The organism is Streptomyces sp. 8L, from assembly GCF_020176795.1.
Lineage (GTDB): Bacteria > Actinomycetota > Actinomycetes > Streptomycetales > Streptomycetaceae > Streptomyces.
Genome location: NZ_JAIUKE010000894.1, coordinates 1 through 1,185, shown reverse-complemented (window position 1 = coordinate 1,185; position 1,185 = coordinate 1). Strand labels below are relative to the sequence as shown.

The following is a 1,185-nucleotide window of genomic DNA, read 5'->3' as shown; positions in this document are numbered from 1 at the left end:
CCCTCGTCCCCGTCCCCGTTCCCGTTCCCGCACCGCCCCCGTACCGTCACGGGATCAGCAGGACGCGCCCCAGGTGCGCGCGGTCCTCCAGCAGGCGGTGCGCGCGTGCCGCCTCCGCGAGCGGGACCCGCGCGTGCACATGCGTCGTCAGGGTGCCGTCGGCGGCGAGCGCGGTGACGTCCGCGACGTCCTGGCGCGCCTGCTCGGGACGGGCGCTCCGCAGCGCCAGGAGGCCGTAGCCCGCGAGGGACTTGAGGCCGCCCACGACGCTCATCACCGGCAGCGCACCGGGCTGCCCCGAGGCCACCCCGTAGGTCACCGCACGGCCGAACGGCGCCAGCAGCTCCATCGTGGCCGCGAGGACGCCGGCGCCCGCGCCGGTGTCGAGGGCGACGTCGACACCGCCGGGGGCGTGCGCGCGGACCCGGTCGCACCAGTCGGCCGCCGTGTAGTCGACCACCGCGTCCGCGCCCGTCTCGCGGGCGAAGGCGCGGCCCGCCGCCGTACTGGCCGTGCCGATCACCGTGCCCGCGCCGAGCGCCTTCGCCAGCTGTACGGCGAGGTGCCCGATGCCGCCCGCCGCCGAGTGGACCAGTACGCTCTCGCCCTTCGCGAGCCGGCCGAGGCGCAGGGCACCGAGGGCGACGGGGCCGCCCATGGGAAGCATCGTGGCCATTCCGTCGTCGAGACCGTCCGGCACCGGCGCGAGCCACTCGGCGTCCGCGAGGACCTGGTCGGCGTACGCGTCCCGCGCGACCAGCGACGCGACCCGGCGTCCGGTGAGGGCCGGGTCCACTCCGTCGCCGACGGCGTCGACCACGCCTGTCACGTCGCCCGTGGGCCGGCCGGGCAGCGGGCGTACGAACAGCTCGCCCGCGGCCGGGCCTCTGCGCATCAGCGTGTCGACGTAGTTGGCGCCGACGGCCTCGGCCCGTATCCGCACCTGGCCGGGGCCGGGGTCGGGGACGGCCGCCTCTTCGAGCGTGAGCACGCCGGGGTCGCCGTAGGCGGACCAGCGGATACGTCGCATGATGTCTCCCAGTGCCGTGGTGCGTAACTGGACCGACGGTCAAGTTATGCCGTCGGCCGACCGTACTTGACCGCGGGTCCAGTTGTCCACGGCCGCACCTCCGGCCGCCCTCGGGCGCACCACCCGCCATCTGCCGCCGCCCACCGACCGCCACC

General features: G+C 76.3%; 1 protein-coding gene. It reads right to left on the bottom strand.

What is annotated here, in order from left to right; genetic code table 11:
- Positions 1 to 46 precede the first annotated feature (46 nt).
- Positions 47 to 1,030: a quinone oxidoreductase family protein gene (locus LCE31_RS39735; protein ID WP_225023164.1), complete on the bottom strand. Its 984-nt coding sequence runs from the start codon at positions 1,028 to 1,030 to the stop codon at positions 47 to 49.
- Between the last annotated feature and the right edge of the window lie 155 nt (positions 1,031 to 1,185).

Excerpts from the sequence above, each read along its gene's own strand:
- LCE31_RS39735 (WP_225023164.1), bottom strand. The coding sequence starts at position 1,030 with ATGCGACGTATCCGCTGGTCCGCCTACGGCGACCCCGGCGTGCTCACG.